The organism is Lacinutrix algicola, from assembly GCF_001418085.1.
GTDB lineage: Bacteria > Bacteroidota > Bacteroidia > Flavobacteriales > Flavobacteriaceae > Lacinutrix > Lacinutrix algicola.
Genome location: NZ_LIQH01000030.1, coordinates 88149 through 113337, shown reverse-complemented (window position 1 = coordinate 113337; position 25189 = coordinate 88149). Strand labels below are relative to the sequence as shown.

At 33.2% G+C, this 25189-nt stretch carries 38 protein-coding genes; 2 read left to right on the top strand and 36 right to left on the bottom strand.

Annotation, left to right across the window (positions count from 1 at the left end):
- Positions 1-43: 43 nt before the first annotated feature.
- Positions 44-742 (top strand): DNA alkylation repair protein, encoded by a 699-nt coding sequence (locus ASC41_RS06020; protein ID WP_055435730.1) that lies wholly within the window; start codon positions 44-46, stop codon positions 740-742.
- A gap of 67 nt (positions 743-809) precedes the next feature.
- Here the strand turns inward: ASC41_RS06020 and ASC41_RS06015 are convergent, their stop codons facing one another.
- The 36 genes from ASC41_RS06015 to rpsL form a co-directional block, all read right to left on the bottom strand.
- The gene (locus ASC41_RS06015; RefSeq protein ID WP_055435729.1) at positions 810-1724 is read right to left on the bottom strand and encodes a dimethylarginine dimethylaminohydrolase family protein; all 915 of its coding nucleotides are present in this window, start codon (positions 1722-1724) and stop codon (positions 810-812) included.
- A 63-nt stretch (positions 1725-1787) separates the two neighbouring features.
- Complete coding sequence (locus ASC41_RS06010) at positions 1788-3074, bottom strand: citrate synthase (protein WP_055435728.1); 1287 nt, start codon at positions 3072-3074, stop codon at positions 1788-1790.
- Between the two features lie 175 nt (positions 3075-3249).
- Positions 3250-4542, bottom strand: coding sequence for a phosphopyruvate hydratase (eno, locus tag ASC41_RS06005; RefSeq protein ID WP_055435727.1), 1293 nt, complete (start codon positions 4540-4542; stop codon positions 3250-3252).
- Positions 4543-4696: 154 nt separating this feature from the next.
- Entirely contained in the window at positions 4697-5800 is a 1104-nt protein-coding gene (gene carA, locus ASC41_RS06000; protein ID WP_055435726.1) for a glutamine-hydrolyzing carbamoyl-phosphate synthase small subunit, read from the bottom strand.
- A 97-nt stretch (positions 5801-5897) separates the two neighbouring features.
- Positions 5898-6368, bottom strand: coding sequence for a 50S ribosomal protein L17 (gene rplQ / locus ASC41_RS05995; RefSeq protein ID WP_055435725.1), 471 nt, complete (start codon positions 6366-6368; stop codon positions 5898-5900).
- 121 nt (positions 6369-6489) lie between these two features.
- Positions 6490-7482 (bottom strand): DNA-directed RNA polymerase subunit alpha, encoded by a 993-nt coding sequence (locus ASC41_RS05990; RefSeq protein ID WP_055435724.1) that lies wholly within the window; start codon positions 7480-7482, stop codon positions 6490-6492.
- A 95-nt stretch (positions 7483-7577) separates the two neighbouring features.
- The gene (rpsD, locus tag ASC41_RS05985) at positions 7578-8183 is read right to left on the bottom strand and encodes a 30S ribosomal protein S4 (protein WP_055435723.1); all 606 of its coding nucleotides are present in this window, start codon (positions 8181-8183) and stop codon (positions 7578-7580) included.
- A gap of 198 nt (positions 8184-8381) precedes the next feature.
- Positions 8382-8774: a 30S ribosomal protein S11 gene (gene rpsK / locus ASC41_RS05980; protein WP_055435722.1), complete on the bottom strand. Its 393-nt coding sequence runs from the start codon at positions 8772-8774 to the stop codon at positions 8382-8384.
- Between the two features lie 109 nt (positions 8775-8883).
- The gene (gene rpsM, locus ASC41_RS05975) at positions 8884-9258 is read right to left on the bottom strand and encodes a 30S ribosomal protein S13 (RefSeq protein ID WP_055435721.1); all 375 of its coding nucleotides are present in this window, start codon (positions 9256-9258) and stop codon (positions 8884-8886) included.
- A 2-nt stretch (positions 9259-9260) separates the two neighbouring features.
- Positions 9261-9377 carry a type B 50S ribosomal protein L36 gene (ykgO, locus tag ASC41_RS16595; RefSeq protein ID WP_076732133.1) on the bottom strand — a complete coding sequence of 39 codons (117 nt, stop codon included), beginning with the start codon at positions 9375-9377 and terminating at the stop codon, positions 9261-9263.
- 5 nt (positions 9378-9382) lie between these two features.
- Positions 9383-9598 carry a translation initiation factor IF-1 gene (infA, locus tag ASC41_RS05970; protein ID WP_007094967.1) on the bottom strand — a complete coding sequence of 72 codons (216 nt, stop codon included), beginning with the start codon at positions 9596-9598 and terminating at the stop codon, positions 9383-9385.
- A gap of 62 nt (positions 9599-9660) precedes the next feature.
- Positions 9661-11016 carry a preprotein translocase subunit SecY gene (gene secY / locus ASC41_RS05965; protein ID WP_055435720.1) on the bottom strand — a complete coding sequence of 452 codons (1356 nt, stop codon included), beginning with the start codon at positions 11014-11016 and terminating at the stop codon, positions 9661-9663.
- 15 nt (positions 11017-11031) lie between these two features.
- The gene (gene rplO / locus ASC41_RS05960) at positions 11032-11484 is read right to left on the bottom strand and encodes a 50S ribosomal protein L15 (RefSeq protein WP_055435719.1); all 453 of its coding nucleotides are present in this window, start codon (positions 11482-11484) and stop codon (positions 11032-11034) included.
- A gap of 13 nt (positions 11485-11497) precedes the next feature.
- Positions 11498-11680: a 50S ribosomal protein L30 gene (gene rpmD, locus ASC41_RS05955; RefSeq protein WP_055435718.1), complete on the bottom strand. Its 183-nt coding sequence runs from the start codon at positions 11678-11680 to the stop codon at positions 11498-11500.
- Between the two features lie 11 nt (positions 11681-11691).
- Positions 11692-12216 carry a 30S ribosomal protein S5 gene (gene rpsE / locus ASC41_RS05950; protein WP_055435717.1) on the bottom strand — a complete coding sequence of 175 codons (525 nt, stop codon included), beginning with the start codon at positions 12214-12216 and terminating at the stop codon, positions 11692-11694.
- A gap of 6 nt (positions 12217-12222) precedes the next feature.
- Positions 12223-12579, bottom strand: coding sequence for a 50S ribosomal protein L18 (gene rplR, locus ASC41_RS05945; RefSeq protein WP_055435716.1), 357 nt, complete (start codon positions 12577-12579; stop codon positions 12223-12225).
- 10 nt (positions 12580-12589) lie between these two features.
- Complete coding sequence (gene rplF / locus ASC41_RS05940) at positions 12590-13132, bottom strand: 50S ribosomal protein L6 (protein ID WP_055435715.1); 543 nt, start codon at positions 13130-13132, stop codon at positions 12590-12592.
- Positions 13133-13151: 19 nt separating this feature from the next.
- Positions 13152-13550, bottom strand: a complete 399-nt coding sequence (gene rpsH / locus ASC41_RS05935; RefSeq protein WP_055435714.1) for a 30S ribosomal protein S8 — start codon at positions 13548-13550, stop codon at positions 13152-13154.
- 60 nt (positions 13551-13610) lie between these two features.
- Positions 13611-13880: a 30S ribosomal protein S14 gene (gene rpsN / locus ASC41_RS05930; RefSeq protein WP_055435713.1), complete on the bottom strand. Its 270-nt coding sequence runs from the start codon at positions 13878-13880 to the stop codon at positions 13611-13613.
- A gap of 3 nt (positions 13881-13883) precedes the next feature.
- A complete protein-coding gene (rplE, locus tag ASC41_RS05925; protein WP_055435712.1) occupies positions 13884-14435 on the bottom strand; it encodes a 50S ribosomal protein L5 in 552 nt (183 codons plus the stop codon).
- A 2-nt stretch (positions 14436-14437) separates the two neighbouring features.
- Positions 14438-14749 (bottom strand): 50S ribosomal protein L24, encoded by a 312-nt coding sequence (gene rplX / locus ASC41_RS05920; protein WP_034061899.1) that lies wholly within the window; start codon positions 14747-14749, stop codon positions 14438-14440.
- A gap of 13 nt (positions 14750-14762) precedes the next feature.
- A complete protein-coding gene (rplN, locus tag ASC41_RS05915; RefSeq protein WP_013869034.1) occupies positions 14763-15131 on the bottom strand; it encodes a 50S ribosomal protein L14 in 369 nt (122 codons plus the stop codon).
- Positions 15132-15133: 2 nt separating this feature from the next.
- Positions 15134-15391: a 30S ribosomal protein S17 gene (rpsQ, locus tag ASC41_RS05910; RefSeq protein WP_013869035.1), complete on the bottom strand. Its 258-nt coding sequence runs from the start codon at positions 15389-15391 to the stop codon at positions 15134-15136.
- Positions 15392-15403: 12 nt separating this feature from the next.
- Complete coding sequence (gene rpmC / locus ASC41_RS05905) at positions 15404-15595, bottom strand: 50S ribosomal protein L29 (protein ID WP_013869036.1); 192 nt, start codon at positions 15593-15595, stop codon at positions 15404-15406.
- A gap of 13 nt (positions 15596-15608) precedes the next feature.
- The gene (gene rplP / locus ASC41_RS05900) at positions 15609-16028 is read right to left on the bottom strand and encodes a 50S ribosomal protein L16 (protein ID WP_055435711.1); all 420 of its coding nucleotides are present in this window, start codon (positions 16026-16028) and stop codon (positions 15609-15611) included.
- A gap of 20 nt (positions 16029-16048) precedes the next feature.
- Positions 16049-16771 carry a 30S ribosomal protein S3 gene (rpsC, locus tag ASC41_RS05895; RefSeq protein WP_055435710.1) on the bottom strand — a complete coding sequence of 241 codons (723 nt, stop codon included), beginning with the start codon at positions 16769-16771 and terminating at the stop codon, positions 16049-16051.
- Positions 16772-16778: 7 nt separating this feature from the next.
- Positions 16779-17186, bottom strand: coding sequence for a 50S ribosomal protein L22 (rplV, locus tag ASC41_RS05890; protein WP_055435709.1), 408 nt, complete (start codon positions 17184-17186; stop codon positions 16779-16781).
- A 6-nt stretch (positions 17187-17192) separates the two neighbouring features.
- Positions 17193-17471 (bottom strand): 30S ribosomal protein S19, encoded by a 279-nt coding sequence (rpsS, locus tag ASC41_RS05885; protein WP_055435708.1) that lies wholly within the window; start codon positions 17469-17471, stop codon positions 17193-17195.
- Between the two features lie 3 nt (positions 17472-17474).
- Positions 17475-18299, bottom strand: coding sequence for a 50S ribosomal protein L2 (rplB, locus tag ASC41_RS05880; protein WP_055435707.1), 825 nt, complete (start codon positions 18297-18299; stop codon positions 17475-17477).
- A gap of 11 nt (positions 18300-18310) precedes the next feature.
- A complete protein-coding gene (rplW, locus tag ASC41_RS05875; protein ID WP_055435706.1) occupies positions 18311-18601 on the bottom strand; it encodes a 50S ribosomal protein L23 in 291 nt (96 codons plus the stop codon).
- Between the two features lie 8 nt (positions 18602-18609).
- Positions 18610-19239: a 50S ribosomal protein L4 gene (rplD, locus tag ASC41_RS05870; RefSeq protein ID WP_055435705.1), complete on the bottom strand. Its 630-nt coding sequence runs from the start codon at positions 19237-19239 to the stop codon at positions 18610-18612.
- Positions 19239-19856 carry a 50S ribosomal protein L3 gene (rplC, locus tag ASC41_RS05865; RefSeq protein ID WP_055435704.1) on the bottom strand — a complete coding sequence of 206 codons (618 nt, stop codon included), beginning with the start codon at positions 19854-19856 and terminating at the stop codon, positions 19239-19241. The genes rplD and rplC overlap by 1 nt, the downstream gene beginning before the upstream one ends.
- Positions 19857-19980: 124 nt before the next feature.
- Positions 19981-20286, bottom strand: coding sequence for a 30S ribosomal protein S10 (rpsJ, locus tag ASC41_RS05860; RefSeq protein ID WP_007650482.1), 306 nt, complete (start codon positions 20284-20286; stop codon positions 19981-19983).
- Positions 20287-20298: 12 nt separating this feature from the next.
- Complete coding sequence (fusA, locus tag ASC41_RS05855; protein WP_055435703.1) at positions 20299-22425, bottom strand: elongation factor G; 2127 nt, start codon at positions 22423-22425, stop codon at positions 20299-20301.
- 6 nt (positions 22426-22431) lie between these two features.
- Positions 22432-22908 (bottom strand): 30S ribosomal protein S7, encoded by a 477-nt coding sequence (rpsG, locus tag ASC41_RS05850; RefSeq protein WP_055435702.1) that lies wholly within the window; start codon positions 22906-22908, stop codon positions 22432-22434.
- A gap of 22 nt (positions 22909-22930) precedes the next feature.
- Positions 22931-23305: a 30S ribosomal protein S12 gene (rpsL, locus tag ASC41_RS05845; protein ID WP_013869047.1), complete on the bottom strand. Its 375-nt coding sequence runs from the start codon at positions 23303-23305 to the stop codon at positions 22931-22933.
- Positions 23306-23584: 279 nt separating this feature from the next.
- On the opposite strand from rpsL, the gene ASC41_RS05840 reads away from it, so the two are divergent.
- Positions 23585-25180 carry a ShlB/FhaC/HecB family hemolysin secretion/activation protein gene (locus ASC41_RS05840; RefSeq protein WP_241489633.1) on the top strand — a complete coding sequence of 532 codons (1596 nt, stop codon included), beginning with the start codon at positions 23585-23587 and terminating at the stop codon, positions 25178-25180.
- Positions 25181-25189 lie beyond the last annotated feature (9 nt).

The window sequence follows — 25189 nt, the reverse complement described above, 5'->3', positions numbered from 1 at the left end:
ATTCTGTTTTGTAAACAATTACATCTCTAAACTTCAAATTTCAATGACTTACAATAAAATTATTGAACGTCTCTACAGCCTAAAAGATACTGATAAAGTAATCTTTAAAGAGCAAAAATTTGGAGTGATTTCAATTAATTCTTTAGGTATTTATCATAAAGATTTAAAGATTATCGCCAAAGATATTGGAAAAAACAACGAACTTGCATTACAACTTTTTGATAGCGGAATCTACGAAGCACGACTATTATGTAGTAAAATGTATAACCCAAAAGATGTTACAGTACCGTTAATGGAAAAATGGGTTAAAACATTCGAAAACTGGGAGATTTGCGACAGCTTCTGTATGGGCCTTTTCTCTAAAAGCGAATTTGCTATTCTTAAAATAATAGAGTGGACTGAAAGAGTTCCTGAATTTGAAAAAAGAGCAGGATTTACAATCTTAGCTTCTTATTGCATGGCTAATAAAACAGGTGAAAACGAATTATTTGAACCCTTTTTTCAAATAATAAAAAGTGAAGCAAACGATGAAAGACTGTATGTTAAAAAAGCTGTAAACTGGGCATTACGAAACATTGGAAAACGCAATATAGACTTGAATAAAAGAGCTATAAATACTGCTCAAGAAATACTAATGTTTAATAGTAAATCGGCACAATGGATTGCAAGAAATGCATTGTCTGAATTAAAAAAAGAAAACATTAGAATGTCTGACTATCCTAGAAGGATATATCGCAAATAAAAAATACGTGAAGTCAAATTACTAACAACACGTATTATTTAAATTTTCCTTATTCTATAAAACTTATTTAATCTCTAATTAACGGCATAGTACTACATCTAAGCAATCCTTCTTGTTTAGATATTTCTGCATAAGGTACTTCTTCTACTGTGAAACCATTATCACGCAACCAACTATTTAATCTTGTGAAGTTTTTTTCAGAAACAATAACATCTTCAGAAATTGAAAAAATATTACTGTTCATATTATACATTTCTTCTTTAGAAATAATAAAACAATTTTCTTTTCCGAAGTAATTTAACAGCCACTCATACTCTTCTTCCTCAAGAAAACCTTCTTTGTGTAAAATAGCTTTATTTGTACCAATTGGCTGAAAACAGCAATCTAAATGCAGTGCATTATCTCTTGGATTGGTTTGTGATTTTTTTAAGTTAAAAGACTTAACTTTTTTATGTGGGAATGTTTTTTCTAGAAACTCAACACCTTGTCGATTGGTTCGTGCAACAATATAATCTGCATAATCTGCTTCTCTATAGGTACCTACAAAAATATAATCGTTCCAAAGCATAACATCGCCACCTTCTATATGTACTTCTTCTGACGGCCTAACAACCTTCTCTGGATTTACTTGATCTATTACATATTGAATAGCATCTAGTTCATTCTCACGCTCTGGTAATATATTTGCTTTTACAAAGACATCGTCGATTACAAAAGCGATATCTCTAGCAAAAATTTGATTACAATTTTCAATTAATTCTGGTCTATAAACCTTAATATCATACTTTTTAAAAATAGTAGCGACTGCTTCCATTTCTTTAACCATATCTGCTTCCACGGGATAAGTTCCTGCTTTAATATGAAGAGCAGATTTTGGATCGTAAGCTTCATCTAAACTTGGTGTTGGACCATTACTTACAGCAGTACCTAGAACAACAGCTCTAAGGCGTGATGTTTCGTTTTTAACATTGAGTTTTAACATGATTGTGGTATATAAAAAAGCTCCATAATTTCTTATGAAGCTTAATATGAAATTTATTAAATATTATCTTTTTTCAATAGTTTTGAAATCTCTAAGATTTTCACCAATATAAACTTGTCTTGGACGACCTATTGGTTCTTTACGCGCACGCATTTCTTTCCATTGTGCAATCCAACCTGGTAAACGACCTAAAGCAAACATTACAGTAAACATTTCTACAGGAATTCCCATAGATCTATATATAATACCTGAGTAGAAATCTACGTTTGGATATAATTTACGTTTTACAAAATACTCATCACTTAATGCTTCAGAAGCTAAACCTTTTGCAATATCAAGTACTGGATCTTCAACACCTAAATCTGCTAATACATCGTCTGCAGCAACTTTAATAATTTTTGCACGAGGATCAAAGTTTTTATAAACTCTATGTCCAAAGCCCATTAAACGGAAAGGATCTTCTTTGTCTTTAGCCTTAGCCATAAACTTTTTAGTATCTCCTCCATCTTCTTTAATAGCTTCTAACATCTCTAATACTGCTTGGTTTGCTCCACCATGTAAAGGTCCCCAAAGTGCAGAAATACCAGAAGATATAGATGCAAATAATCCTGTGTGTGCAGAACCTACTATTCTTACTGTAGAAGTAGAACAGTTTTGCTCGTGATCTGCATGTAAGATTAATAACTTATCTAATGCGTTTACTAAAATTTCGTTTTGTTTATAATCTTCATTAGGCTTAGAGAACATCATTTTTAAAATGTTTTCTACGTAACCTAAAGAACTATCACCGTAATTTAATGGTAATCCTTTTTTCTTACGCATAGTCCAAGCGACTAATACAGGAAATTTACCCATTATTTTACAAACAGTCTTGTACATCTCTTCTTCAGAATCTACATTTACTGAAGATGGATTAAAGGCTGTTAAAGCACTTGTTAAAGAAGACAACACTCCCATTGGGTGAGCCGACTTTGGAAAAGCGTCTATTATTTTTTTAATATCGTCATCTACTACAGATTGTTCTTTGATATCTGCATTAAATTTATCTAATTGTTCTTGAGTTGGTAATTCTCCAAAAATTAACAAGTAAGCTACTTCTAAAAAATCTGCTTTCTCTGCTAATTCTTCAATAGAATATCCTCTATATCTTAAAATCCCTTCTTCTCCATTTAAAAAAGTGATTGCACTTTCACAGGCTCCTGTATTTTTATATCCAGGATCTATAGTTGTTACACCACCTGTTACAGCTCTAAGAGTTTTAATATCTATTGCAACTTCATTTTCTGTTCCTACTAATAAAGGAAACTCATGCTTTTTTCCGTCGATTTCTAACGTAGCAGTTTTTGACATATTTTTATTGAATTTTTACTTGTTTATGCGGAATGCTAATTTACAAAATAAGTCGGAATTTTTAAAGCTTATTTACAAGGATTTAACAATTAAGATATTGATAAAATTTATTGTATAAAAAAAGCCTTTTAGTAAGTAACTAAAAGGCTCTAAATTTTAAATCGATAATTAATGTTTATCCTATTTTAAATGCATTCATTTTAGGGTAGTAAGCTACTTCTCCTAATTCTTCTTCAATACGCAATAGTTGATTGTATTTTGCCATACGGTCACTACGTGAAGCAGATCCTGTTTTAATTTGTCCGCAATTTAATGCTACCGCTAAATCGGCTATAGTATTATCTTCTGTTTCACCAGATCTATGAGACATTACAGAAGTATAACCTGCATTATGCGCCATATTTACTGCTGCAATCGTTTCAGTTAAAGTTCCAATTTGGTTTACTTTAATTAAAATAGAGTTTGCAATATCCTTTTTTATTCCTTTTGATAAACGCTCAACATTAGTTACATATAAATCGTCTCCAACTAACTGTACTTTATCTCCAATTTGCTCTGTTAAGTATTTCCAACCATCCCAATCGTTTTCATCCATACCATCTTCTATAGAAATAATTGGATAATTACGAGATAATTCAGCTAAATAATCTGCTTGCTCTTTACTAGATCTAACTTTACCTGTTTCACCTTCAAATTTAGAATAATCATATTTTCCGTCTACATAAAATTCTGCTGCTGCACAATCTAATGCAATCATTACATCGTCTCCTAAAGTATAACCAGCATTATCAACAGCCTTTTTAATGGTATCTAATGCATCTTCAGTTCCTCCTTCTAAGTTAGGTGCAAAACCACCTTCGTCTCCTACTGCAGTGCTTAACCCTCTATCGTGTAATACTTTTTTAAGGTTATGAAAGATTTCTGTTCCCATTTGTAATGCATGAGAAAAACTTTCTGCTTTAACGGGCATAACCATGAATTCTTGAAATGCAATTGGTGCATCACTATGAGAACCACCATTAATTATATTCATCATTGGTACAGGAAGCGTGTTAGCACTTACACCACCAACATAACGATATAATGGCATTCCTATTTCTGCTGCTGCTGCTTTAGCAACCGCTAAAGAAACTCCTAAAATAGCGTTTGCTCCCAACTTAGATTTGTTTGGAGTACCATCTATTTCACACATTAAAGTGTCGATATAATTTTGTTCGAATACATTTACTCCTAAAAGCTCTTCAGCTAAAATAGAATTTACATTATCTACTGCTTTAGTAACTCCTTTTCCCATGAATTTATCTCCTCCATCACGTAACTCTACAGCTTCATGTTCTCCTGTTGATGCTCCCGATGGTACTGCTGCTCTTCCTACAAAACCATTCTCTGTTTCTACATCTACTTCTACTGTTGGATTTCCTCTTGAATCGAAAATTTGTCTTGCGTGAACATTGATAATTATACTCATAATTGGTGTTTTAATTTTTTGTTTTACCTCTAAATTTACGGTTTAATTTTGTCTCGTTTATACTATTTATATCAGAATTAAATAAAAATTCCTCTATAACGTTTTAGTAAAATAAAATAAGCAACAGAAAATACATTCTATTGCTTATTTAATATTAGTTTTTTTGAATATTCTTTATAAATTCATCAAATAAATATGAAGAATCATGTGGTCCTGGACTTGCTTCTGGGTGATATTGAACTGAAAACACATTTTTAGATTTCATTTTTATACCAGCAACAGTATTATCATTTAAGTGCACATGAGTAATTTCAACATCGCTATGTGCTTCTGTTTCCTCTCTATTAATTGCAAAACCATGGTTTTGAGATGTGATTTCACCTTTTCCTGTAATTAGATTTTTTACCGGATGGTTTATACCTCTATGCCCATTGTGCATTTTATAAGTTGAAATACCATTTGCTAATGCTATTACTTGATGTCCTAAACAAATACCAAATAATGGTAAATCTCTTTTTATAATTTCCTTTGCTACTCCTTGTGCTTCTATTAATGGTTCTGGATCTCCAGGACCATTTGATAAGAAATAACCATTAGGCTTAAAAGCTTCTAAATCTTCGAATTTAGAATTATAAGGAAAGACCTTTACATAAGCACCTCTCTTAACTAAATTTCGTAAGATGTTCTTTTTTATACCAATATCTAAAGCTGATATTCTAATCGAAGCATTTTCATCACCAATAGTATATGGCTCTTTAGTAGATACTTTAGATGCCAATTCTAAACCATTCATGTTTGGAGTATCAGCTAGTTGCTTTTTAAGGGCATCTATATTGTCTACATCTGTAGAAATTACAGCATTCATTGCTCCGTTATCACGAATATAAGCAACAAGAGCTCTAGTGTCTACATCTGAAATTGCTAAGAGATTATTTGTGTTTAAAAAATCTTCTAAAGAACCATCAGCAGCATCTCGTGAAAAATCATAACTAAAATTTTTACAAATTAAGCCAGCAATTTTTACAGAATCTGATTCTACCTCTTCATTATTTACACCATAGTTACCAATATGTGCATTGGTAGTAACCATTAATTGCCCATAATAAGATGGGTCTGTGAATATCTCTTGATAACCTGTCATTCCAGTGTTAAAGCATACTTCACCAAATGCACTACCCTCTTTACCTACAGCTTTACCATGAAAAATGGTTCCATCTGCTAATAAGATTAATGCCTTTTTTAATTTTTGATATTTCATTTGTATAGTAGTTGTGTCAAAAAGTTTAGCAAAATTGCATAAAAAAAAGGATAAACTAAAATAGTTTATCCTTTTTATATTAAATGCTTATTAACATTTATTCTTCTTCTTCATTAGTTGCTTTAGTCTCAACTGGAGCAGCTGTTGCTTTTCCACCACGACGGCTTCTACGAGTAGTTTTCTTAGCTTTCATATCTGCATTATAGATTTCATTATAATCTACAAGCTCAATCATTGCCATGTCAGCGTTATCACCTAAACGATTACCTAACTTGATAATTCTAGTGTATCCACCTGGACGATCTCCAATTTTAGCTGCTACATCTCTAAATAATTCTGTAACAGCTTCTTTTTGACGCAATTTAGAAAACACTAAACGACGGTTATGTGTCGTATCGTTTTTAGATTTAGTTATCATTGGTTCAACAAAACCTTTTAAAGCTTTTGCTTTAGCAACTGTTGTGTTAATACGTTTGTGTTCTATTAAAGAACAAGCCATATTAGCTAACATTGCTTTTCTGTGAGCCGTTTGACGACCTAAATGGTTTACTTTTTTTCCGTGTCTCATGACATTTGTTTTATCATCTTGCTACTAAACTCAATTATCGAGGAGCAAAATATGATTAATTATTTATTGTGTTGATTAAATTTAGAGTGTGATTATTATATAATAATCACACTCTAAATACTTAATCTTTATCTAATTTGTATTTTGATAAGTCCATTCCGAAATTTAAACCTTTTACATTTACAAGCTCTTCTAGCTCTGTTAAAGATTTTTTACCGAAGTTACGGAACTTCATTAAATCATTTTTGTTAAAAGATACTAAGTCTCCCAATGTATCAACCTCTGCAGCCTTTAAACAGTTAAGTGCACGTACAGATAAATCCATATCTACTAACTTTGTTTTAAGTAACTGTCTCATGTGAAGAGATTCTTCATCATAAGTTTCAGTTTGTGCGATTTCATCAGCTTCTAATGTAATACGCTCATCAGAGAATAACATGAAGTGGTGAATTAACGTTTTTGCTGCTTCAGTTAAAGCATCTTGAGGTGTTATAGAGCCATCAGATTGGATTTCGAAAACTAATTTTTCGTAATCTGTCTTTTGCTCTACACGATAATTCTCAATGCTATATTTAACATTTTTTATTGGTGTATAAATTGAATCTATAAAGATTGTTCCAATTGGTGCTGAAGCTTTTTTATTTTCTTCTGCAGGAACATAACCTCTTCCTTTTTCAATTGTAATTTCCATTGTAACATTTACTTTAGGATCTAAATTACAGATAACTAAATCTGAATTTAACACTTGAAATCCTGAAATGAATTTTTGAAAATCACCTGCTGTAATTTTATCTTGACCTGAAATAGATATAGAAACAGACTCGTTATCTACATCTTCAATTTGACGCTTAAAACGCATTTGTTTTAAGTTCAAAATAATTTCAGTTACATCTTCCACTACACCAGCAATTGCTGAAAATTCGTGATCAACGCCTTCTATTCTAATAGATGTAATTGCAAAACCTTCTAAAGAAGATAATAAAACTCTTCTTAGAGCATTTCCTACTGTTAGTCCGTAACCTGGTTCTAGTGGTCTGAATTCGAATTTACCTTCGAAATCAGTAGAATCAATCATGATTACTTTATCGGGCTTTTGAAAATTAAATACTGCCATGTTTTTTCTTCGTTTTAATTGTTATTTAGTTGCGCGATTTAAAAGTTTGAAGATCACTTAAAAATCCTTTGGCTAAATACCAATATGATTATTTATTATTTAGAGTATAATTCAACGATGAATTGCTCATTAATGTTTTCAGGGATTTGGATTCTAGCAGGAACAGAAACGTAAGTTCCTTCCTTTGTAGCGCTATTCCATGTAATCCATTCGTAAACATTACTTGTATTTGATAATGATCTTTCGATAGTTTCAAGAGATTTAGACTTTTCTCTTACAGCTACAATATCACCAGCTTTTAATTGGTAAGAAGGCACATTTACCAACTCTCCATTTACAGTAATATGTCTGTGAGATACTAATTGTCTACCTGCACTTCTTGTAGGAGCAACACCCATTCTAAACACTACGTTATCTAATCTAGACTCACATAACTGTAATAAAACCTCACCTGTAATTCCAGGAGATGCAGTTGCTTTTTTAAACATATTTCTGAATTGCTTCTCTAATACACCATAAGTATATTTAGCTTTTTGCTTTTCCATTAATTGGATTGCATATTCAGATTTTTTACCACGACGACGTGCGTTTCCATGTTGTCCTGGTGGGTAATTTCTTTTTTCGAAGGCTTTATCATCTCCGAATATAGCTTCACCAAATTTACGAGCTATTTTAGTTTTAGGACCAGTATATCTTGCCATTTTAAATTGTTTTTTTGAGAGTGCTTGGTGAATTAAGGTCTAAATCTTATCCTTCGACTAGCGTTGATCTCTCGTTGATACTTGTTAATAATATTTTTTCAGTTCGCAAATTTACACAAAAAAATTAACATCAACTATGTAAATAGTTGATATTAATTTATCTGATTTGCGTACTAGTATTACGTTTATAAAACGTAATTATACTCTTCTACGTTTTGGAGGACGACATCCATTATGTGGTAATGGTGTAACATCAATAATTTCTGTTACTTCAATACCTGCATTATGAATAGAACGGATAGCAGATTCTCTACCATTTCCTGGACCTTTTACGTAAACTTTTACTTTCTTTAAACCAGCTTCTTTAGCTACAGCAGATGCATCTTCTGCACATAGTTGAGCTGCATAAGGTGTGTTCTTTTTAGAACCTCTAAATCCCATTTTACCAGCAGATGACCATGAAATCACGTCACCTTTCTTGTTTGTTAATGAGATAATAATGTTGTTAAAAGAAGCAGTAATGTGTGCTTCTCCAACAGATTCAACTATAACTTTACGTTTTTTAGTTGCTTTTGCATTTGTCTTTGCCATATTTCTATAGTTCTAAGTAGTTAGTTGATAGTCGCTAGAATCCTAAACCTAAATAATTTCAAACAGATTCTTTCCAACGTCTAAACACTAAAGACCAAATTTCTAATTATTATTTAGTTGCTTTCTTCTTGTTAGCAACAGTTTTTCTTCTACCTTTTCTGGTTCTAGAGTTGTTTTTAGTACGTTGACCTCTTAAAGGTAAACCAGCTCTATGACGTATACCTCTGTAACATCCAATATCCATTAATCGCTTAATGTTTAACTGTGTCTCAGAACGTAACTCGCCTTCAATTGTAAATGTTCCAACAGCATCACGAATGGCTGCTATTTGATCATCGTCCCAATCTTGAACTTTAATACTTTCGTCTACTTTAGCTGTTGCTAAAATTTCTTGTGATCTGCTTCTACCTACTCCGTAGATATAAGTTAATGAGATCACTCCTCTTTTGTTTTTTGGTATATCTACACCTGCAATTCTAGCCATAATTATCCTTGTCTTTGTTTGAATCTAGGATTCTTTTTGTTAATGACATAAAGTCTACCTTTTCTACGTACGATTTTACAATCTACGCTTCTCTTTTTAACTGATGCTCTTACTTTCATCGTAATTAGTATCTATAAGTTATGCGAGCCTTAGTTAAATCATAAGGACTCATTTCTAATTTCACTTTATCACCTGGTAACAACTTAATATAATGCATACGCATTTTACCAGATATGTGTGCTGTCACAATGTGACCGTTTTCTAATTCTACACGAAACATTGCATTTGATAATGCTTCTATAATCGTTCCGTCTTGCTCTATTGCTGCTTGTTTTGCCATATATATTTTTTTTAGTCATCTATTTGCAAATATCTTGCTTAGATTTCTAAACCTTATTTACATTAAGCTACTGCTTTTCTGTTTTTACCAGTTTTCATTAAGCCGTCATAGTGTCTATTTAACAAATAAGAATTCACTTGTTGCATAGTATCAATTGCTACTCCAACCATAATTAATAATGATGTTCCACCAAAAAATAATGCCCAACCAGATTGTACTCCCATTAACTTGAAAACAAATGCTGGGAATATAGCTATTAAAGCTAAAAATATTGAACCTGGTAAGGTTATTTGAGACATAATCTTGTCTAAATATTCAGATGTTTCAGATCCTGGACGTATACCCGGTATAAAACCACCACTACGTTTTAAATCATCTGCCATCTTATTTGTTGGTACAGTAATCGCAGTATAAAAATATGTAAATATTATAATTAACAAAGCAAATACAACATTATACCATAATCCAAACATATCAGAGAAATTTGCAACCATCCATTGTCCAGTTGTAGTTTCTTTTAATAAAGATGAACCTCCAATTAATCCTGGAACAAACATAATAGCTTGTGCAAAAATAATTGGCATTACTCCAGAAGCGTTAAGCTTTAATGGAATAAATTGTCTAGCTCCTCCAAATACATTTTTCTCATATCCACCTGTAGCAGATCTTCTAGCATACTGAACCGCTATTTTTCTTACAGCCATTACTAATAATATAGATCCTGCTATGATAGCAAACCAAATTAATATTTCAAAAAGAATCATCATAGCACCATTACCAGTAGTAAATCTAGCACTCATGTTCTGTAAGAATGACTTTGGTAATGTAGCAATAATTCCTACCATAATTAATAAAGAGATTCCATTACCAATACCTTTATCGGTAATTTTTTCTCCTAACCACATTGCAAAAATACAACCTGTTACTAATATTACTATAGATGAAAAGTAGAATACGCCACCTTGACCTAACAAGAATGCAGAATCTGGAATACCAAACATTGGACCTAAACTTGCTAGATAACCAGGTGCTTGTACTAAACAAATACCAATGGTTAGCCATCTTGTAATTTGAGTTATTTTCTTCTGTCCACTTGCTCCTTCTTTTTGAAGTTTCTGTAAATAAGGAATAGCTATTCCCATTAACTGAACTACAATAGAAGCAGAAATGTATGGCATAATACCTAAAGCAAAGACCGATGCATTTGCAAAAGCTCCTCCTGTAAAGGCATTTAATAAACCAAATATACCTCCACCATCAGCTTTACCTTGAAGGCTTGCTAATTGTGAAGCGTCTATTCCTGGTAAAACAACTTGTGCACCAAAACGATAAACTAATAATAAACCTAAAGTAAATATGATTCGGTTTCTTAGTTCTTCGATTTTCCAAACATTCTTTATCGTTTCTATAAATTTCATATTCTTTAGTAGGTCTTATAAAGTTGCAGCTTCTCCTCCTGCAGCTTCAATAGCAGCTTTTGCAGTAGCAGTAAATTTATGTGCAGTTACAGTTAACTTAGTTTTTAACTCTCCTCTTCCTAAGATTTTTACTAGCTCATTTTTACCAGCTAAACCTAAAGAAACAATTGTTTCAAAATCTAAAGTATCCTTAATTTTCTTGTCATCAACTAATTGTTGTAAAGTATCTAAGTTAATACCTTGATGCTCTTTACGGTTGATATTTGTAAAACCAAACTTAGGTACACGTCTTTGAAGTGGCATTTGACCACCTTCAAAACCAACCTTCTTAGAATAACCAGAACGAGATTTTGCTCCTTTGTGACCACGTGTAGCAGTACCACCTTTTCCAGAACCTTGTCCTCTACCAATTCTTTTTCCTTGGTTTTTTACTGAACCTTCTGCAGGTTTTAAATTACTTAAATTCATTTTTCAGTATATGTTATTTAGCTCCTTCTACAGAAACTAAGTGATTAACTTTTCTAATCATTCCTAGTATATTAGGAGTGTCTTCGTGCTCTATAGTTTGTCCCACCTTCTTTAATCCTAAAGCTAACAATGTTAGCTTTTGTCTTTTAGTACGGTTGATCGCGCTCTTAACTTTCGTTACTTTTATCTTTGCCATTTCTGTAAATATTAACCGTTAAAAACTTTCTCTAAAGATATACCTCTTTCACGAGCAATAGTTTGAGCGCTTCTTAATTGCAATAATGCATCAAAAGTAGCTTTTACTACGTTATGTGGATTAGAAGATCCTTGAGATTTAGATAATACATCGTGAACTCCAACTGCTTCTAATACAGCTCTTACAGCTCCACCAGCAATTACTCCTGTACCAGGAGCTGCAGGGATGATGTTTACTCGTCCTCCACCGTATTTACCTTTTTGTTCGTGAGGTAAAGTTCCATTAATAATAGGAATACGCACAAGGTTCTTTTTAGCATCTTCAATAGCTTTTGCAATAGCACTTGCTACATCTTTAGACTTTCCTAAACCATGACCTACTACACCTGCTTCATCACCAACCACAACGATTGCTGAAAAACCAAATGCTCTACCACCTTTTGTTACTTTAGTAACTCTTTGCACACCAATTAAACGATCTTTAAGATCTAACCCACTTGGTTTTACTAACTCTGCGCTTCTGTATTTTTTATACATAATTTCTTAGAATTTAAGTCCTGCTTCTCTAGCTCCTTCAGCTAATGATTTTACTCTACCATGATATAAATAACCACCTCTATCAAAAGCGATAGTATTTATTCCTGCTTTAATTGCTTTTTCGGCTACTGACTTCCCTACTAATGTAGCGGCATCACTTTTGTTACCTTTTACAGAACTAATATCTTTATCTCTTGAAGATGAAGCTGCTAAAGTTTTACCAGTAACATCATCAACAACTTGAGCATAAATTTCTTTATTACTTCTAAAAACAGCTAATCTAGGTCTAGCTTCTGTACCAGAAACAACCTTACGAATTCTGTTTTTAATCCTTAGTCTTTTTTCGTTTTTTGTTAACTTCATAACTTAATTATTATGCTGATTTACCAGCTTTTCTTCTTAGTATTTCACCTACAAACTTAACTCCTTTACCTTTATAAGGCTCAGGTGGTCTAAATCCGCGAATTTTAGCAGCTACTTGTCCAACAAGTTGTTTGTCATGAGATGTTAACTTAATGATTGGATTTTTACCTTTATCTGAAACTGTTTCCACTTTCACTTCTGGTGCAACACTTAATACAATGTTGTGAGAAAAACCTAAAGCTAACTCTAATCTGTTACCTTGGTTACTTGCTCTATATCCTACTCCTACTAGCTCAAGCTCTTTTGTCCATCCTTTAGAAACACCATCAATCATGTTATTGATAAGTGATCTATATAAACCGTGCTTTGCTTTACTTTCCTTATTGTCAGAAGAACGTGTTACTAACACCTTTCCTTCTTCAATTTTAACTTCTACAGTGTTATAAGATTGAGTTAATTCTCCTAACTTACCTTTTACTGTAATAACGTTATCTTTTACATCTATAGTAACTCCTTCTGGAATTGCCACTGGATTATTTCCTATTCTTGACATCTCTTTCTTGTTTTATAGATTAGTAAACGTAACATAAAACTTCACCACCAACATTCTCACGTTCAGCTTGCTTTCCTGTCATTACTCCGTGAGAAGTAGAAACAATTGCAATACCCAAACCATTAAGAATACGAGGCAGTTCTGTTGAACTAGAATACTTACGTAAACCAGGCTTACTGATTCTTTGTAACTTTCTAATTACTGGTTCTTTAGTTTCTTTATTGTACTTAAGGGCAATTTTAATTGTTCCTTGTACTGAAGAATCATCGAACTTGTAACTTAAAATATACCCTTGATCGAATAATATTTTAGTTATGTCCTTTTTTAAATTTGATGCAGGAATTTCCACTACTCTATGGTTAGCACGCACTGCGTTTCTAACTCTTGTAAGGAAATCTGCAATTGGATCTGTATACATATATATTAATTTGCGGAATTGGTTTTCACAATATCGTGAACCTTAGACCAATTTAAAATTTTACCAACTTGCTTTTCTAACTCCAGGTATTAAACCTTGGTTAGCCATTTCTCTAAATGTAACACGAGAAACACCAAAGGTACGCATATAACCTTTTGGTCTACCTGTTAATTTACATCTATTGTGCATACGAACTGGAGATGCATTTTTAGGTAACTTTTGTAATGCTTCATAATCGCCAGCTGCTTTTAAAGCTTTACGTTTCTCAGCATACTTTGCTACTGTTTTAGCTCTTTTCACCTCGCGGGCTTTCATTGATTCTTTAGCCATAACTTAGTTTTTTTGAAAAGGTAAACCTAATTCAGTTAATAATGATTTTGCTTCTTTATCAGTGTCAGCAGAAGTCACAAATGTAATATCCATACCAGAAATTCTATTGATTTTATCAATATCTAATTCTGGGAATATTATTTGTTCAGTAATTCCTAAATTGTAATTACCTCTTCCATCAAAACCTTTAGCTTTAATCCCACCGAAATCTCTAACACGTGGTAAAGCAGAAGTTACTAAACGGTCTAAAAATTCGTACATTCTTTCTCCTCTTAACGTAACCATAGCACCAATTGGCATACCTTTACGTAATTTGAAAGCTGCAACATCCTTTTTAGACAATGTAGCTATTGCTTTCTGTCCTGTTATAGTTGTTAACTCGTCTAATGCGTAGTCAACTAATTTTTTATCTGCAACTGCAGCACCTACTCCTCTAGATAATACTATCTTTTTAAGTTTAGGTACTTGCATTACATTACTATAACCAAATTCTTCTGTAAGAGCTGCAACTACTTTGCTTTTATACTCTTCTTTAAGTCTAGGTGAATATGCCATAACTATATTACTTCGTTTGATTTTTTTGAAAATCTTACTTTCTTTCCGTCTTCCATTCTATATCCTATTCTTGTAGCTTCTCCTTTAGAAGTTAACAATGATAGGTTTGAAATTTGGATAGGAGCTTCTTTTTCAACGATTCCTCCTTGAGGACTTTGTGCACTTGGTTTAGTATGTTTCTTTACCATGTTCACGCCCTCAACGATCGCCTTGTTCTTATCGGCTAATACTTTTTGTACTTTCCCTTCTGATCCTTTATGATCTCCAGCAATTACTTTTACAGTATCTCCAGATTTTATTTTAAGCTTTGTCATCTTTATAAATGTCTTAAAGCACTTCTGGTGCTAATGATACAATTTTCATGAATTGTTTATCACGAAGTTCTCTAGCAACAGGTCCAAATACACGTGTTCCTCTCATTTCACCCGTTGGGTTTAAAAGTACACAAGCATTGTCATCAAATCTAATATAAGATCCATCTGGACGTCTTACTTCTTTTTTAGTACGTACAACTACTGCTGTAGAGACTGCCTTTTTCTTAATGTTTCCATTAGGAGTTGCATCTTTTACAGAAACAACAACTTTATCACCTACAGAAGCATATCTTCTTTTAGTACCTCCTAAAACGCGGATTACTAAAACCTCTTTAGCTCCAGTGTTATCTGCTACTTTTATTCTTGATTCTTGTTGTACCATAATTACTTCGCTCTTTCAATTATTTCAACTAATCTCCAACATTTAGATTTAGATAAAGGTCTTGTTTCCATGATCTTTACTGTATCTCCAATGTTACAGTCGTTTGTTTCGTCGTGTGCTACGTATTTTTTCGTTTTTAAAACGAATTTTCCGTACATAGGATGCTTAACTTTTTTTACTTCGGCAACAACGATTGATTTCATCATTTTGTTACTAGTAACTACTCCTATACGTTCTTTTCTTAAGTTTCTTTTTTCCATCTTTCAGCAGAATTATTGTAATTCTCTTTTAGTTAATTCCGTTGCCAATCTTGCTACATCTCTTCTTACAGAACGTAATTGGATTGGGTTATCTAAAGGAGATATTGCATGTGCCATTTTTAGGTCTGAATAACTCTTCTTTGTTTCACTAAGTTTCTCTTGTAACTCAGCTACAGATAATTCTTTAATTTCTGATTGTTTCATAATATCAAATAAATTATGCTTCGTAATCTCTAGCGATTAAAAACTTTGTTTTTACAGGTAATTTTTGTGCTGCTAAACGTAATGCTTCTTTTGCAACGTCTAATGGCACACCTCCTATTTCAAAAAGGACTCTACCTGGTTTTACTACTGCTGCCCAATATTCTACGGCACCCTTACCTTTACCCATACGTACTTCAAGAGGTTTCTTTGTAATTGGCTTGTCTGGAAATATTTTAATCCAAAGTTGCCCTTCTCTTTTCATGTGACGTGTAGCTGCAATACGTGCTGCTTCTATTTGACGCGAAGTTAAAAAGTTCGAGTCTAGTGATTTTATTCCAAAAGTTCCGTTTGATAGTTGGTGCCCTCTTCCGGCATTACCTTTCATACGTCCTTTTTGTTGCTTACGAAATTTTGTTCTTTTAGGCTGTAACATTTTTCTTGTTCTTTAAAAAATTACTTTCTACGACGAGATTGATTCTTATTATCTCTTCCGCCTCGTCCACCTTTTCCTTGCTTCTTAGATAATCCAACAAGAGGAGAAAGTTCTCTTTTACCATATACTTCACCTTTCATGATCCATACTTTAACACCCAATCTACCATAAGTAGTATGTGCCTCAACTAAAGCATAATCAATATCGGCTCTAAACGTAGATAAAGGTATACGTCCATCTTTGTAGTGTTCAGAACGTGCCATTTCAGCTCCATTTAAACGACCACTAATTTGGATTTTAATCCCTTCAGCGTTCATACGCATAGTAGCAGCAATAGCCATCTTAATTGCACGTCTGTATGAAATTCTATTTTCAATTTGACGAGCGATACTTGTTCCTACTAAAAATGCATCTAATTCAGGTCTTTTAATCTCAAAGATATTGATCTGAACTTCTTTACCTGTAATTTTCTTAAGTTCTTCTTTTAACTTGTCTACCTCTTGACCACCTTTTCCGATAATAATACCAGGTCTAGCAGTTGTGATAGTAACGGTTACAAGTTTTAAAGTTCTCTCGATTATTACTCTACTTACACTAGCTTTAGATAAACGTGCGTGAACATACTCTCTGATTTTATAATCTTCAGCAAGTTTGTCTCCATAATCGTTACCTCCGTACCAGTTAGATTCCCATCCTCTGATAATTCCTAAGCGATTTCCGATTGGATTTGTCTTTTGTCCCATATCTATCTTAGCTTTGTGTATTATTGTTAGCTCCAACTACGATTGTTACGTGGTTAGAACGCTTTCTTATTCTGTGTGCACGACCTTGAGGCGCTGGACGTAATCTTTTTAACATAGATCCTCCGTCAACTCTAATCTCTTTAACGAAAAGCTCAGCTTCTTCTATAGATGCATCTTCGTTTTTAGCTTGCCAGTTTGCAATTGCAGATACTAACAATGTCTCTAAACGTTTTGATGCTTCTTTAGAACTAAACTTTAATATGTTAAGTGCTTTTTCCACGCGTTCACCTCTTACTAAATCGGCTACTAAACGCATTTTTCTCGGTGATGTAGGACAGTTATTAAGTTTAGCAAAAGCAATTTGCTTTTTACCTTCCTTAATAGCGTCTGCCATTTGTTTTTTACGACTTCCCATAGCTTACTACTTTTTACCTTTATTTTTAGCACCAGCGTGACCTCTAAAAGATCTTGTTGGTGAAAATTCTCCTAATTTATGACCTACCATGTTCTCAGTAACATATACTGGAACAAATTGACGTCCATTATGTACTGCTATTGTTTGACCAACAAAATCTGGAGTAATCATACTTGCTCTTGACCAAGTTTTGATTACTGTTTTTTTGTTGTTCTCAACGTTAGTAGCAACTTTTCTCTCTAATTTATAATGAACGTAAGGTCCTTTTTTTAATGATCTTGCCATGTCTTATTTTTTTCTACGTTCGATTATATATTTATTACTTGCTTTAGTTTTAGAACGAGTTCTAAATCCTTTAGCAGGTATACCGTTTCTTGAACGTGGATGTCCTCCAGAAGATTTACCTTCACCACCACCCATTGGGTGATCGACTGGATTCATTACAACTGGTCTAGTTCTTGGCCTTCTACCTAACCATCTTGATCTACCTGCTTTACCTGAAACTAACAATTGGTGATCTGAATTAGATACTACTCCAATTGTAGCCATACAAGTAACCAAGATTAATCTTGTTTCACCTGAAGGTAATTTTACAGTTGCAAATCTACCATCCCTTGCCATTAATTGAGCAAATGCACCAGCACTACGAGCCATAACAGCTCCTTGACCTGGACGTAACTCTATACAAGAAATGATTGTACCTAATGGTATGTTTGCTAAAGGCATTGCATTTCCAATTTCTGGGTCTACATTTTCACCTGAAACAATAGTTTGTCCAACTTGTAAACCATTTTGAGCAATGATATAAGTTTTCTCACCATCTTGGTAATTTAATAATGCGATAAACGCTGTACGGTTAGGATCATATTGAATTGAAGCAACTTCAGCAGGAATACCCGCTTTAGTTCTCTTGAAATCGATAATACGATACCTTTTCTTATGACCACCACCTTTGTAGCGCATAGTCATACGACCTTGACTGTTTCTACCACCTGAACGTTTTTTCGGAGCTAATAAACTTTTCTCCGGCTTATCAGTTGTAATGGCGTCAAATCCATTTACAACTCTAAATCGCTGTCCTGGTGTGATTGGTTTTAATTTTCTTACTGACATTTGTCTTTTAATTACATGTTAGTGTATAAATCAATTATCTCACCTTCCGCCAGTTGTACTATCGCTTTTTTCTTTGCGTTAGTTTTACCATGTTGAATACCAGTTTTTGTAAACTTAGTACTTCTATCTGGACGGACATTTATAGTGCGAACTTTTTCAACAGAAACTCCATAAGCAGCTTCCACTGCTTTTTTAATTTCTACCTTGTTCGCCTTTGTTTTCACGAAGAAACTGAAACAGTTGTTTAATTCACTGTTTGCAGTAGCTTTTTCTGTGATTATAGGTTTAATTAAGATACTCATTTTGTTTCTTATTTACTTAGATTCGTTACAATTCCTTCTAAAGCTCCTTCTAAAAGCACAACTCGATTTGCATTTAAAATCTTGTAAGTACTTAATTCTGAAGACATTACTACTTCAGAGCCTTTTAAATTGCGTGACGACAAATATACATTATTATTCGTAGCACCCAACACAAAGAGTGTTTTTTTGTTTTGTAAGTCTAAAGCTTTCAAAATATTAGTGAAATTTTTAGTCTTTGGAGAATCAAAACTGAAGTCTTCTAAAACAACAATTGCTTCTTCACTTGCCTTAATACTAAAAGCTGATTTACGAGCTAATCTCTTAAGGTTTTTATTAAGTTTGATTGAATAACTTCTAGGTCTTGGTCCGAACATACGTCCACCTCCTCTAAAAACACCAGACTTAATAGAACCTGCACGTGCTGTACCTGTTCCCTTTTGTTTTTTAATCTTACGTGTTGATCCAGTAATCTCAGCTCTTTCTTTAGATTTGTGAGTACCTTGTCTTTGGTTTGCTAAATATTGTTTAACATCCAAGTACACTGCATGATTATTAGGCTCAATAGCAAAAACATCGCTAGAAAGGTCTGCCTTTCTACCTGTTTCTTTTCCGTTTATATCTAAAACTGCTACTTTCATTATTTTCTAATAATTACATAAGCGTTTTTATGGCCAGGAACACATCCTTTTACCACAAGTAGATTCTTTTCAGTAACTACCTTTAAAACTCTTAAATTTTGAACTTTTATAGTGTCTCCACCCATTCTTCCTGCCATCTTCATTCCTTTGAAAACTCTTGCTGGATAAGATGCAGCTCCAATAGATCCTGGCGCTCTTAAACGGTTATGTTGACCGTGAGTAGCTTGACCTACACCACCGAAACCATGACGTTTTACAACACCTTGAAATCCTTTACCTTTTGATGTTCCTGCAACATCAACAAATTCACCTTCTTTAAAGTGATCTACAGTGATTGCATCACCTAATTTGTACTCCTCATCAAAATCTTGAAATTCTACGATTTTGCGTTTTACAGAAGTTCCTGCTTTTTTCACGTGACCTAAGTCCGCTTTAGTAGCACTTTTTTCTGTCGCGTCATCGAAACCAAGTTGAATAGCTGTGTAGCCGTCAACCTCTTCAGTTCTGACTTGGGTAACGATACATGGTCCAGCTTCGATTACTGTACATGGAATGTTTTTTCCATTTTCATCGAAGATGCTGGTCATACCGATTTTTTTTCCAATTAACCCAGACATAATTATTATTTATTTGTTATTATTATATATTAAAAAACATTCAAGGCCGAAAATACGTTTCAGCCTTGAATTGTATTTTTCCGTTTTTCCTTCGCACGCAGCTTAGGACATGTAAAGTTTAAACTTAAACTTTGATTTCTACTTCAACACCACTTGGCAACTCTAATTTCATTAGAGCATCAATAGTTTTAGAAGATGAAGAGTAAATATCCAATAATCTCTTATAAGAGCTTAATTGAAATTGTTCTCTTGACTTCTTATTAACGTGAGGTGAACGTAATACAGTGAAAATTTTCTTGTGTGTTGGTAATGGAATAGGTCCAGTTACTACAGCTCCAGTACTCTTTACTGTTTTTACAATCTTATCAGCAGACTTGTCTACTAAGTTATGATCGTAAGACTTTAATTTTATTCTAATTTTTTGACTCATTTTCTTAACTTTTTAAGATTGTTCTCCTTTAGCTGCTTTAATCACTTCTTCAGATACATTTGAAGGTGTTTGAGCATAGTGTGAAAATTCCATTGTTGATGTTGCACGACCAGAAGATAATGTTCTTAATGTTGTTACATAACCAAACATTTCCGATAATGGCACACTAGCTTTTATTGTCTTAGCGCCAGCACGGTCACCCATACCTTCCATCATACCTCTTCTTCTATTTAAATCTCCAACGATGTCACCCATATTTTCTTCTGGAGTAATAACTTCTAGCTTCATAATAGGTTCCATGATTACAGCTTTAGCAGCTTTAGCACAGTTTTTAAATCCTAATTTAGCAGCTAATTCGAAAGATAACTGATCTGAATCCACATCATGATATGAACCATCTCTTAATGTTACTTTCATAGCATCAACTTCAAAACCTGCTAAAGGTCCGTTTACCATTGCCATTTTAAATCCTTTCTCAATTGAAGGAATAAATTCTTTAGGAACATTACCACCTTTAATAACAGATTCAAATTGAAGACCAACAACACCTTCATCAGCCGGTTCTACCGTAAATACGATATCAGCAAACTTACCACGACCACCAGATTGCTTTTTGTAAACTTCTCTATGATCAGCAGATTGCGTAATAGCTTCTTTATATTCAACTTGAGGTTGACCTTGATTTACTTCAACATTAAACTCACGTCTTAAACGGTCTACAATAACATCAAGGTGAAGTTCACCCATCCCTGAAATAATAGTTTGTCCAGAAGCTTCGTCAGAACGCACAGTAAACGTAGGATCCTCTTCAGCTAATTTAGCTAAGCCAATACCCAATTTATCAACATCTGCCTTAGTCTTAGGCTCAACAGCAATACCAATTACTGGATCTGGAAAATCCATAGATTCCAATACAATAGGATGCGCTTGATCTGAAAGTGTATCTCCTGTTTTAATAGATTTAAATCCAACAGCAGCTCCAATATCTCCAGCTTCTATATAATCAATTGCATTTTGCTTATTAGCATGCATTTGATAGATACGAGAGATACGTTCTTTTTTACCAGAACGATTGTTTAAAACGTAAGAACCAGCATCTAAACGACCTGAATAAGCTCTAAAGAAAGCTAAACGTCCTACGAAAGGATCAGTAGCAATTTTAAACGCTAAAGCAGCAAAAGGCTCTTTTACACTTGGCTTACGAATTTCTTCTTTATCTGTATCTGGGTTCACACCAACAATACCTTCCTTGTCCATTGGAGAAGGCAAGTAACGACATACAGCATCTAACAAGAACTGAACACCTTTGTTTTTAAACGCAGAACCACAAATCATTGGAATAATTGCCATATCCATTACAGCAGCTCTAAGTGCTTTATGCACTTCTTCTTCTGTAATAGAATCTTCATCTTCCATAAATTTCTCTAAAAGATTCTCATCATAACTTGCTACTTCTTCAATTAAAAGTGCACGATATTTACGAGCTTCTTCTTTCATATCCTCAGGGATTTCGATAACATCGAAAGTTGCTCCTTGAGTTTCATCGTGCCATACTATAGCACGGTTTTTTACTAAGTCAATAATACCTTTAAAATCCTCTTCGTCACCAATGTTTAAAACGATTGGCACCGCGTTAGATTTCAACATATCTTTTACTTGTTGACAAACTCCTAAAAAGTCTGATCCTTGACGGTCCATTTTATTAACGAAACCAATTCTTGGAACTTTATAGTTATCTGCTAATCTCCAGTTAGTTTCAGATTGAGGCTCAACACCATCAACTGCACTAAATAAAAACACTAAACCATCTAACACACGTAAAGACCTATTTACCTCTACAGTAAAATCTACGTGACCAGGAGTATCAATAATGTTGAAATGATAATCCTTAGTATCTGGAGTAGGCTCTGCATTTTCTAATGGAAACTTCCATGTACAAGTTGTAGCGGCAGATGTGATAGTAATACCACGCTCTTGCTCTTGCTCCATCCAGTCCATTGTAGCAGCACCATCATGTACTTCACCAATTTTATGTGAAACTCCTGTATAATAAAGAACACGCTCTGTTGTTGTTGTTTTACCAGCATCAATATGAGCAGCAATTCCTATATTTCTTGTGAATTTTAAATCTCTTGCCATTTCTTATTAAAATCTAAAGTGAGAGAATGCTTTATTTGCTTCAGCCATTTTATGAGTATCAACTCTTTTCTTAACCGCTGCTCCTTCTTCTTTAGCTGCTGCTAAAACCTCAGATGCTAAACGTTGTGCCATAGACTTTTCGTTTCTTTTTCTTGAATAGCTAATTAGCCATTTCATTGCTGTAGAAACCTTACGATCTGCACGTATAGGATTTGGAATTTGAAATGTTGCTCCACCAACTCTACGACTACGTACTTCTACGTGAGGCATAACGTTAGACAATGCTTCTTTCCAAATCTCCAAAGCTGTTTTTTCTTCGTCTGTTTTCTTAGACTCTACGATATCAATTGCATCGTAAAATACTTTGAACGCTACTGACTTTTTACCATCCCACATCATCATGTTTACAAAACGAGTCACTAACTGATCGTTAAAACGAGGATCTGGCAAAAGCGGTCTTTTTTTCGCTGCTCTTTTTCTCATGTCTTCTTAAAGTTTTTTAAAATTACTTCTTAGGGCGTTTAGCACCATACTTAGATCTACGTTGCGTACGACCATCGACACCTGCGGTATCTAATGCTCCACGTACAATGTGGTATCTAACTCCTGGTAAATCTTTTACCCTTCCACCTCTAACCAATACTATCGAGTGCTCTTGTAGATTGTGTCCTTCTCCACCAATGTATGCATTAACCTCGTTACCGTTTGTTAAACGAACCCTTGCTACCTTACGCATTGCTGAGTTAGGTTTTTTCGGAGTCGTCGTGTAAACACGAGTACACACACCACGTCTTTGCGGACAAGAATCTAAAGCAGCCGATTTACTCTTCTTGGTTATTTTGGCTCTTCCTTTTCTTACTAATTGTGAAATTGTTGGCATATATCTTATATATATAAATTTAATTGACCTCTTTTAAGAGGGCTGCAAATGTAGAAATTAATTTTTGAATTTCAAACCCTAATTGATTAATTTTCAATACTTTTTTAAATTTCTCAATTTAGATATATTATATGTTTAGTTTTTCCGTTAGATTTACGCTATACAAAACAGTTTTAAATCGTGCACAAATACACCACCTTAATAATATTATTTTACTGTTTTTTTTATTCTGAACTGTTTGCTCAAAATTTAAATCTAAGAATTATTGGATCTACTAGTTTGGAAACTGAAATCATTGATGATTTTGACTACAATAAAAACCACATTGACTTTAACTCTATTTCTAATGAGATAGATTCAATCCATCAACTAATAATTAAAAATGGATATATTGAAAGTACTCACTCTGCAAACACAAAAATAAACGATAGTACATTTCAAATAAAATTTGAACTAAATTCTAAATATGAAAATATTACAATAGAATATAATGCCTCAGAAATAAACAAAAACATAATAAATTCTATTTCTAAAAAAAAACAAGAAAACCATTTCACAATACCATTCCTAAACATTCAAGAAACACTTGAGCTTATTAATACAAAATTAGCTAATAATGGTTTTCCATTCACTAAAATTAAATTATCAGAAATAACCATAAAAAACAAAAAGACTTTAGCAGCGACACTAATTATTGAAAAAGACAAGAAAAAACGAAGTTTAGATAAAATCATTATTAAAGGGTATAGAAAATTTCCATCATCATATTTAAAAAGATTTCTAAAGATAAAACCAGAAAAAACATTCAATATTCAAACAATAAAAAACAAGTTAAATACATTAGGTAATGTACGTTTTGCTCAACAAACCAAAGAACCCGAAATTTTATTCACAAAAGATTCGACGTCCTTATATATATACTTACAAAAAAAGCAAAGTAATACTTTTGATGGTTTTTTAGGATTTAACACCAATGAAGAAACAAACAAAATCGATTTTAATGGCTATATAAACCTAGAGTTAAACAACAATCTTAATTATGGAGAAACTTTCAACCTACTATACAAAAGTGACGAAAGTGAACAAAAGAATTTCGAGGCAACAATAAATATGCCTTATATATTTTCAACTCCAATTGGCACTGAATTTACTTTAAAAATCTTAAAAAGAGACAGCTCTTTTACATCTGTCAATCAAAAAGCAAATATATTTTATCAATTAAATTCAAAAAACAAAGTTTTCTTAGGATTAGAAAGCACTGAATCTAGTAACCTGTTAACAGAAGAAGTTAATATTGAGATACAAGATTATAAAACGAACTTTTATAACCTAAAATACGTTTTTGAAAATAGGAAAAACTTAAACTCGTTATTTCAAACTAAGAGTTTTTTAGCATTAGAACTAGCTATTGGAAAACGTAAAACAAAAACAAATAACGAGAAACAAAAAAAGCTAGAAATTGATGCCTTTCACAGCTTTTACTTAAATAATAAAAACAGTCTTTACACAAGACTAAAAGCTTGCTTACTAAACTCTAACACTTATCTAGAAAATGAACTCTTTAGTTTTGGTGGCATAAACTCAATAAGAGGTTTTCAAGAAAACAGCATCTTAGCGAATAAATATCTAGTATTTAATACAGAATACAGGTACCACTTAAGCAATAACATATATGCACACACAATATTAGACTTCTCTAATTTTGAAAACAAAATATCTAATACAAAAGAAAATCTATATGGTTTTGGCTTTGGGTTTGGAATGAACACAAAGGCGGGATTACTAAAATTTAATTTCGCAAATGGAAAAACAGAAGCACAAAACTTCAAGTTTTCAAACAGCAAAATTCACATCAGTTTAGTATCGATTTTTTAGTTTTATCTC

Bases quoted from the DNA above. Each gene is read 5' to 3' on its own strand.
- rpmD (WP_055435718.1), bottom strand. From the start codon at position 11,680: ATGGCAAAGATAAAAGTAACGAAAGTTAAGAGCGCGATCAACCGTACT.
- carA (WP_055435726.1), bottom strand. From the start codon at position 5,800: ATGAAATATCAAAAATTAAAAAAGGCATTAATCTTATTAGCAGATGGA.
- rplX (WP_034061899.1), bottom strand. From the start codon at position 14,749: ATGACAAAGCTTAAAATAAAATCTGGAGATACTGTAAAAGTAATTGCT.
- rpsM (WP_055435721.1), bottom strand. From the start codon at position 9,258: ATGGCTAGAATTGCAGGTGTAGATATACCAAAAAACAAAAGAGGAGTG.
- rplQ (WP_055435725.1), bottom strand. From the start codon at position 6,368: ATGAGACACGGAAAAAAAGTAAACCATTTAGGTCGTCAAACGGCTCAC.
- rplN (WP_013869034.1), bottom strand. From the start codon at position 15,131: ATGGTACAACAAGAATCAAGAATAAAAGTAGCAGATAACACTGGAGCT.
- rpsG (WP_055435702.1), bottom strand. From the start codon at position 22,908: ATGAGAAAAAGAGCAGCGAAAAAAAGACCGCTTTTGCCAGATCCTCGT.
- rpsH (WP_055435714.1), bottom strand. From the start codon at position 13,550: ATGTATACAGATCCAATTGCAGATTTCCTTACAAGAGTTAGAAACGCA.
- rplE (WP_055435712.1), bottom strand. From the start codon at position 14,435: ATGGCATATTCACCTAGACTTAAAGAAGAGTATAAAAGCAAAGTAGTT.
- rplW (WP_055435706.1), bottom strand. From the start codon at position 18,601: ATGAGTATCTTAATTAAACCTATAATCACAGAAAAAGCTACTGCAAAC.
- rplD (WP_055435705.1), bottom strand. From the start codon at position 19,239: ATGAAAGTAGCAGTTTTAGATATAAACGGAAAAGAAACAGGTAGAAAG.
- rpsD (WP_055435723.1), bottom strand. From the start codon at position 8,183: ATGGCAAGATATACTGGTCCTAAAACTAAAATAGCTCGTAAATTTGGT.
- rplR (WP_055435716.1), bottom strand. From the start codon at position 12,579: ATGAAGTTAACAAAAAACGAAAAAAGACTAAGGATTAAAAACAGAATT.
- rplV (WP_055435709.1), bottom strand. From the start codon at position 17,186: ATGGGAAGTCGTAAAAAACAAATGGCAGACGCTATTAAGGAAGGTAAA.
- rpsE (WP_055435717.1), bottom strand. From the start codon at position 12,216: ATGTATAAAAAATACAGAAGCGCAGAGTTAGTAAAACCAAGTGGGTTA.
- rpsK (WP_055435722.1), bottom strand. From the start codon at position 8,774: ATGGCAAAGACAAATGCAAAAGCAACTAAAAAACGTAAAGTTATAGTT.
- rpsS (WP_055435708.1), bottom strand. From the start codon at position 17,471: ATGGCAAGATCATTAAAAAAAGGACCTTACGTTCATTATAAATTAGAG.
- rpsN (WP_055435713.1), bottom strand. From the start codon at position 13,880: ATGGCTAAAGAATCAATGAAAGCCCGCGAGGTGAAAAGAGCTAAAACA.
- rplF (WP_055435715.1), bottom strand. From the start codon at position 13,132: ATGTCAAGAATAGGAAATAATCCAGTGGCAATTCCAGAAGGAGTTACT.
- ASC41_RS06010 (WP_055435728.1), bottom strand. From the start codon at position 3,074: ATGTCAAAAACTGCTACGTTAGAAATCGACGGAAAAAAGCATGAGTTT.
- rplO (WP_055435719.1), bottom strand. From the start codon at position 11,484: ATGAATTTAAGTAATTTAAAACCTGCAGAAGGTTCAGTAAAAAACCAA.
- ASC41_RS05990 (WP_055435724.1), bottom strand. From the start codon at position 7,482: ATGGCAGTATTTAATTTTCAAAAGCCCGATAAAGTAATCATGATTGAT.
- eno (WP_055435727.1), bottom strand. From the start codon at position 4,542: ATGAGTATAATTATCAATGTTCACGCAAGACAAATTTTCGATTCAAGA.
- ASC41_RS06020 (WP_055435730.1), top strand. From the start codon at position 44: ATGACTTACAATAAAATTATTGAACGTCTCTACAGCCTAAAAGATACT.
- rpsL (WP_013869047.1), bottom strand. From the start codon at position 23,305: ATGCCAACAATTTCACAATTAGTAAGAAAAGGAAGAGCCAAAATAACC.
- rplP (WP_055435711.1), bottom strand. From the start codon at position 16,028: ATGTTACAGCCTAAAAGAACAAAATTTCGTAAGCAACAAAAAGGACGT.
- ykgO (WP_076732133.1), bottom strand. From the start codon at position 9,377: ATGAAAGTAAGAGCATCAGTTAAAAAGAGAAGCGTAGATTGTAAAATC.
- ASC41_RS06015 (WP_055435729.1), bottom strand. From the start codon at position 1,724: ATGTTAAAACTCAATGTTAAAAACGAAACATCACGCCTTAGAGCTGTT.
- rpmC (WP_013869036.1), bottom strand. From the start codon at position 15,595: ATGAAACAATCAGAAATTAAAGAATTATCTGTAGCTGAGTTACAAGAG.
- secY (WP_055435720.1), bottom strand. From the start codon at position 11,016: ATGAAATTTATAGAAACGATAAAGAATGTTTGGAAAATCGAAGAACTA.
- rplB (WP_055435707.1), bottom strand. From the start codon at position 18,299: ATGTCAGTAAGAAAATTAAAACCAATCACACCAGGACAGCGATTTAGA.
- rpsQ (WP_013869035.1), bottom strand. From the start codon at position 15,391: ATGGAAAAAAGAAACTTAAGAAAAGAACGTATAGGAGTAGTTACTAGT.
- rpsC (WP_055435710.1), bottom strand. From the start codon at position 16,771: ATGGGACAAAAGACAAATCCAATCGGAAATCGCTTAGGAATTATCAGA.
- rpsJ (WP_007650482.1), bottom strand. From the start codon at position 20,286: ATGAGTCAAAAAATTAGAATAAAATTAAAGTCTTACGATCATAACTTA.
- fusA (WP_055435703.1), bottom strand. From the start codon at position 22,425: ATGGCAAGAGATTTAAAATTCACAAGAAATATAGGAATTGCTGCTCAT.
- infA (WP_007094967.1), bottom strand. From the start codon at position 9,598: ATGGCAAAACAAGCAGCAATAGAGCAAGACGGAACGATTATAGAAGCA.
- rplC (WP_055435704.1), bottom strand. From the start codon at position 19,856: ATGTCTGGGTTAATTGGAAAAAAAATCGGTATGACCAGCATCTTCGAT.